The 5,576-nt window shown below is 59.5% G+C and carries 7 protein-coding genes; 1 reads left to right on the top strand and 6 read right to left on the bottom strand.

Translation table 11 applies throughout. The features are described from left to right. The 5 genes from Q0G85_RS10150 to Q0G85_RS10130 form a co-directional block, all read right to left on the bottom strand. On the bottom strand, positions 1-718 hold a 718-nt coding region (locus Q0G85_RS10150; RefSeq protein ID WP_297157632.1), incomplete at its 3' end, for an aconitase family protein. 222 nt (positions 719-940) lie between these two features. Continuing rightward, positions 941-1,801 carry a universal stress protein gene (locus Q0G85_RS10145; protein WP_297157629.1) on the bottom strand — a complete coding sequence of 287 codons (861 nt, stop codon included), beginning with the start codon at positions 1,799-1,801 and terminating at the stop codon, positions 941-943. Between the two features lie 24 nt (positions 1,802-1,825). After that, the gene (locus Q0G85_RS10140) at positions 1,826-2,056 is read right to left on the bottom strand and encodes a hypothetical protein (protein WP_297157626.1); all 231 of its coding nucleotides are present in this window, start codon (positions 2,054-2,056) and stop codon (positions 1,826-1,828) included. Between the two features lie 18 nt (positions 2,057-2,074). Further along, the gene (locus Q0G85_RS10135; RefSeq protein ID WP_297157623.1) at positions 2,075-3,238 is read right to left on the bottom strand and encodes an inorganic phosphate transporter; all 1,164 of its coding nucleotides are present in this window, start codon (positions 3,236-3,238) and stop codon (positions 2,075-2,077) included. Between the two features lie 232 nt (positions 3,239-3,470). Next, complete coding sequence (locus Q0G85_RS10130) at positions 3,471-3,680, bottom strand: hypothetical protein (protein WP_297157619.1); 210 nt, start codon at positions 3,678-3,680, stop codon at positions 3,471-3,473. A gap of 318 nt (positions 3,681-3,998) precedes the next feature. Between Q0G85_RS10130 and proC the strand changes: the two genes are divergently transcribed. Beyond that, a complete protein-coding gene (proC, locus tag Q0G85_RS10125) occupies positions 3,999-4,790 on the top strand; it encodes a pyrroline-5-carboxylate reductase (RefSeq protein ID WP_297157616.1) in 792 nt (263 codons plus the stop codon). Positions 4,791-4,955: 165 nt separating this feature from the next. On the opposite strand, the gene Q0G85_RS10120 is transcribed toward proC, so the two are convergent. After that, on the bottom strand, positions 4,956-5,489 hold the full coding sequence (locus Q0G85_RS10120; protein WP_297157614.1) for an adenine phosphoribosyltransferase: 534 nt from the start codon (positions 5,487-5,489) through the stop codon (positions 4,956-4,958). Between the last annotated feature and the right edge of the window lie 87 nt (positions 5,490-5,576).

Genomic DNA, 5,576 nt, shown 5'->3' with positions numbered 1-5,576 from the left:
GGAAGTCCGTCGTCATAGACGCGATGCCCGGGCCCACGAACTCCATCACCTTGTTCTTCACGTATCCCTTTGCAAACACCTCGCGGATGATAGCGAGGGCCACGTCGTGCGGACCGACGCCAGGGCGCGGGGCACCTTCCAAATATATGGCCACAACGCCGGGGTACGCCACGTCGTAGGTGTCGCGCAGCAGCTGTTTTGCCAGCTCGCCGCCGCCTTCGCCGATAGCCATCGTGCCGAGGGCGCCGTAGCGCGTATGCGAGTCGGAGCCTAAGATCATCTTCCCGCAACCGGCGAAGTTCTCGCGCATGAACGAATGGATCACGGCGATATGCGGGGGCACGAAGATGCCGCCGTACTTCTTCGCGGCAGAAAGACCGAAGACGTGGTCGTCCTCGTTGATGGTGCCGCCCACGGCGCACAGCGAGTTGTGGCAGTTGGTGAGCACGTAGGGCAAGGGGAATTCCGTCATGCCCGATGCGCGCGCCGTCTGAATGATACCGACGAACGTGATGTCGTGGCTGGCCATCGCGTCGAAGCGGATTTTCAGCGCGCCTGGATCGCCCGAGGTGTTGTGCGCCTGCAGGATCGAATACGCGATCGTCTTCTGTCGCGCTTCGCGAGGCGCATCGGAAATACCGCACGCCGCCGCCTCCGCTTCGGGAACGATTTCGGTCCCTTTACGCAGGAACACTCCACCATCGTAAAGCTTAATCATAGAAACCCCTCTATCTCGCCCGGCCCCAAGGCCAGTTTCATGGCTGACCCGGCTTTCCAGCCGTCATGTTATTTCATGCCTTGCGGAGCTTATTATCCTACACTTCGCATACGCATGTGTTTCAGGCTCGCTACACGTGCCCATTTTCACGCAAAAAGGCTCGCGACCGACGATGATCGCGAGCCTTTTCATTGTCGAATGCGTTGCCGCCCGAACGACGCCCTAGGCCTTCGGCACGACAACCGTCGGCGTGGCCAGGTTCAAAAGCATGCTATGCGTGACCGAGCCGAACAGCGCACGCCCAAGTGCGGCACGGGAATGCGTGCCCAAAACCAGCAGCTGCGCGTCCTTCGACGCATCCAGGAGCACGCGCGTAGGAGAAGGACCCTCGATCGAGCGGCCCGTCACCTCGAGCGCGGGGTTCGCGGTCTTGATGCGAGCGACGAACTCGTCGACTTCGGCTTGGCGCTGACGACCAACCTCTTCAAGGCCGCCGCCCATGCTCTCGGCCGGACGAGACATCCACGCGGGAATGCCCCATGCGCTCACCAAGTCGAGTGACTGAGCGGAGTCGATTGCCTCGCCAACGCCGAACGCCACCGCAGCATCCGACACGTTGTCGGGACCCACGCCCACCACGATGCCAGACTTGCCAGCACAAGTCACATCCCAATCGCAGGGAACGACAACCGTTGGGATCTTCACCTGCACGGACACGCGCAGGCCAGTCGCGCCCCCGAACGTTTCGGTGATCGAAGCCCCGTGATGCGATCCCAAAACCACCATGTCGTGGTTGACGGCTTCCTCCACGATCGATTCCACGGTGGGGCCATCAACGATCTTCGTCTCAACGGCAACGCCAGAATGCTCAGCCGCAAGCGTTTCCTTCTTCTCGCGAAGCGCCGCTTCGACGGTGGTATGCACCATCTCGGCTTCCGCGCCGAGCTTCTTCGCCTCAGCAGAATTCACAACCGCGAGAAGCATCAAGCTTGCGCCCGTGCGCTCGGCGGCACGCGCAACCGCCCAATCCAGTGCGCGACGACCGCGCTCGCTTCCATCAACACCAACGAGAATGCTCGCCATGGTGGGCCTCCGTTTCTCTTCCAGTTAGTGGAACATCGGAATCATGAGCCACAGTGCGAACAGCACGATGGCCACACAGGCAGCGAAGCAGACGGCCGAGGCGAGGCGGGTCATCAAACGCGTTTCGCGCTCCACGTCGCCATCGGCGCGCGCCCACAAGCGCAGCCCCGATGCATACAGTACGCTAATCGAGCACGCAACACAAACGGCAACAACGAGAACAGTGATAAAACTAACGATTTCTTGGGTCAGCATGTAACGAGCTCCTCCTTGTTAAGCGGCCGCAGCGGCAGTCTTCGCGTTAGCGTTGGCGTTGATCTTGACATCAGCACGCTCGTTGACGTTCGCGGAATTGATCGGGTTGCGGCGGGACATGCGCCAGATGATGAACGCGACGGCACATGCGATGAACGCGACAGCGACGGTGCCCCAAAGCCCCGTCTTCGCAAGCGCACAGGCAAGAGCACCGATGATGCCGGCGGCAGGGAAGGTGACAAGCCACGCAATGACCATTTTGCCGGCAACACCCCAGTTCACCTTGTTGCCCTTCTTGCCAAGACCCGTGCCGATGATGGATCCGGAGCACACCTGCGTGGTCGAAAGCGCAAAGCCCATGTGGGAGGATACGAGAATCGTCGTCGCCGAAGCTGCCTCTGCGGCAAAGCCCTGCGGGGTCGAGATTTCGGTCAAGCCCTTGCCGAGCGTGCGGATGACGCGCCAGCCGCCCATGTAGGTGCCGAGCGCGATGGCGAGGCCGCAGATGGCGACAACCCACAGCTCGGGACCCGAACCGGAAGGCTGGAAGCCCACGGCGATCAGCGTCAGCGTGATGATGCCCATCGTTTTCTGGGCGTCGTTGGTGCCATGGGAAAGCGCGACGAGACACGCCGTCACCGTCTGGCCGTGGCGGAAGCCCGACTCGATTTGCCCCTCTTCCATCTTGCGCACTACGAAAAAGATCAGCTTCACCGCGCAGAACGCCGCAAGTCCTGCGACCACCGGGCTTACGAGCGCAGGGATGAGAACCTTGGTCAGGACCGCTGCGAAGTTCACGCCTTCAACACCTGCGCCCACAATGACGGCGCCGACTAGGCCTCCGAACAGGGCATGCGACGAGCTCGACGGCAAGCCAACAAGCCAGGTGATAAGGTTCCATACAATAGCTCCGACAAGCCCTGCAAAGATGAAGGCAGCGCTGATGGTGACTTGCTGCTCGTTGATGATGCCGCCCGAAATGGTCTTCGCCACCTCGGTCGACAGGAATGCGCCGACCAGGTTGAGCGTTCCCGCCGCGATGACGGCTGTCTTCGGCTTGAGCGCACCAGTGGCGATGGAGGTCGCCATGGCGTTAGCGGTGTCGTGAAAACCGTTCGTGAAGTCGAACGTGAGAGCCGTGATGATGACGAGCGCCACCACGACTAGAGTTGCCGGATCCATGTGTTTTCGTTCTCCCTTCGAGTGTTTTCTCTGCTCGAAGGGACTAAACCCAACCTGCCCCTTCGAAGCTGATGAACACAGTAAGGAGCGCGTGTCTTGGGAATATCTGGCTTTTGTAAAGTCCGTGTAAAGCGCGGCAGCGAGCGTTTGCGCTCGGTGAACGGCGGCGGGTTGCCGACCAGGCGGCAAAGCTCACCTACCTAACGACCTGGCGCAACCTCTTGGAACCTTGCTACAGCGTGTCCTCTGCGACCTTTTCCCAGTTGTAGCCTTCGCCGCATACCAAATCGATGCGAAGGGCACCTTCGGGAGCCGACGACTTCGCCGCCTCGTAAGCATCGCGCGCAGCCGCCTCATCTACGGCGTCAAGCTCAGTTTCTTCGAAGACGAATGGCACGTCCGACCGCTCGGAATTCTTGATATAGCGAACTTTGTATTTCATGAGTGAGCCTTTCTCGTTTTCGAGCAACCATTATAAGCGAGTCGCAGTTTTGAAGTGAAAGGCGGGCGCATTGATCGCAGCGGCGTCATTTACTCGCAGGCGCGTCATTACTCGCGACGGCGTTGGCGCTCACTGTCTCGCAATCGCTTACGACCGCGTCGGCACCCGCAATGGCGTCGGCTCTCGCAATGGCGTTGGCGCTCACTCAGGTGTCGCGTTTAACGCATGGCTTGTTACGCTTGGTGCAGCCTGGGCACTCTCCCTTGATGGGCTGCGCTACAATGGCGAAAACCCATCCCTCCCGCTGAAAGGAGCATTATGGACGCGAAAACTGCGCGTATCGGCTTCATCGGATTCGGCAATATGGCAAGCGCCATGGCGAAAGGGCTCGTCGAGCACGCTGGCGTCGAGGGGTCGCGCATCAGCGCCTGCGCCGCGCATTTCGATTCGCTCGGAAAAAGATGCGCGTCTCTCGGCATTCAAGCGCTTGAAACCCCTGCTGAAGTTGTCGAAAACAGTGACTTCATCATCGTTTCGGTGAAGCCTCACCTCGTCACCGAGGTCCTCTCTCCTGTTTGCGAGGCCCTTCGCGAGAAGGCGGTCGTCTCGGTTGCCGCCGGGCTGTTATTCGATTTCTACGACGACCTGCTCGGCGAAGGGTCGCGGCATCTCTCCACGATTCCCAACACACCGATCGCCATCGGGAAAGGCGTTATCTCCTGCGAAGAGCACCATACTCTCACCAATGATGAATGGAGCATTTTCACCGAGCTCTTCTCCCCCATCGCACTTATCGAGATGTTACCGGGACGCCTTCTTTCTGTCGCAAGTGCGCTTGCCGGCTGCGGGCCGGCCTTTGCTGCAATGTTTCTCGAAGCGCTTGCCGATGGTGGCGTGAAAAACGGCCTTCCTCGTAAGACCGCTTATCGACTTGCCGCGCAGATGATGGCAGGAACCGCCGAGCTCCATCTTGCGACGGGAACACACCCTGGCGCTATGAAGGACGCTGTATGCAGCCCTGGCGGCACAACCATCAAGGGCGTCGCGGCGCTCGAAGATGCAGGCATGCGAGGAGCCGTCATGCGCGCCGTTGACGCCACACTATCGTAGCGCTATCAGGGCAACTGCTCGCTATTTTCCTTCCCCACCAGCTCATATATAATGAAAAGGCCTCGCGATTGAGGCCTTTTCTTGTTTTAGAGAAACCGGATGGCTCGTGGCGCGACCCTCGACTTATCGAGTCAGGTGAGCGCCACCCGCGCAATCGCGCACGCGCTATTGAACATGAACGAGAGCGAATACATCCACGTCGGTCACCTTCGCGATGGCCTCGCGCGGATGAAGGAAATCAAGCTCCATGAGGAACCCCATTCCCGCCAGCTTGCTGCCATATTGGGATACCAGCTTGGCCTGAGCAACCGCCGTGCCGCCAGTTGCCACCAAGTCATCGATGATCAGCACCACATCGTTCTCGTCGAGCGCATCCACATGCATCTGAAGCTCGTCGGTCCCATATTCGAGCTCGTAGCTTTCCGTGCGAACCTCTCGAGGCAGCTTTCCCGGCTTGCGCGCAGGCACGAACCCCGCGCCAAGACGATAAGCGACGGGCGCACCAATGAGAAAGCCTCGCGCTTCAGCACCGACAACTTTCGTGATACCTGCATTCTTGAAGTGATCCGCAATTGCATCTATCGCGGCGTGAAATCCTTCGGGCTCCTTCAGTAGCGTCGTGATGTCCTTAAACACCACGCCCTTCTCGGGATAATCCGGGATGTCGGTGATATGGCCCTCAAAATTATAGGCAGCCATTGGTTTCCTTTCCTGGCAGCTTGTTCGAACACTGCATATTGTACCTCGATTTAACTCTTCAAGACCTGAGCTGCGCTTCCTTTACTC

Origin of the sequence: uncultured Ellagibacter sp., assembly GCF_934617235.1 — a bacterium.
Lineage (GTDB): Bacteria > Actinomycetota > Coriobacteriia > Coriobacteriales > Eggerthellaceae > Ellagibacter.
Note: the sequence above shows the minus strand (reverse complement) of the source record. Positions and strands in the feature narration are given on the sequence as shown.

What these genes read in the sequence shown, in the direction of transcription:
- Q0G85_RS10145 (WP_297157629.1), bottom strand. Translation starts at nt 1,801, where the DNA reads ATGGCGAGCATTCTCGTTGGTGTTGATGGAAGCGAGCGCGGTCGTCGC.
- Q0G85_RS10140 (WP_297157626.1), bottom strand. Translation starts at nt 2,056, where the DNA reads ATGCTGACCCAAGAAATCGTTAGTTTTATCACTGTTCTCGTTGTTGCC.
- Q0G85_RS10135 (WP_297157623.1), bottom strand. Translation starts at nt 3,238, where the DNA reads ATGGATCCGGCAACTCTAGTCGTGGTGGCGCTCGTCATCATCACGGCT.
- Q0G85_RS10130 (WP_297157619.1), bottom strand. Translation starts at nt 3,680, where the DNA reads ATGAAATACAAAGTTCGCTATATCAAGAATTCCGAGCGGTCGGACGTG.
- proC (WP_297157616.1), top strand. Translation starts at nt 3,999, where the DNA reads ATGGACGCGAAAACTGCGCGTATCGGCTTCATCGGATTCGGCAATATG.
- Q0G85_RS10120 (WP_297157614.1), bottom strand. Translation starts at nt 5,489, where the DNA reads ATGGCTGCCTATAATTTTGAGGGCCATATCACCGACATCCCGGATTAT.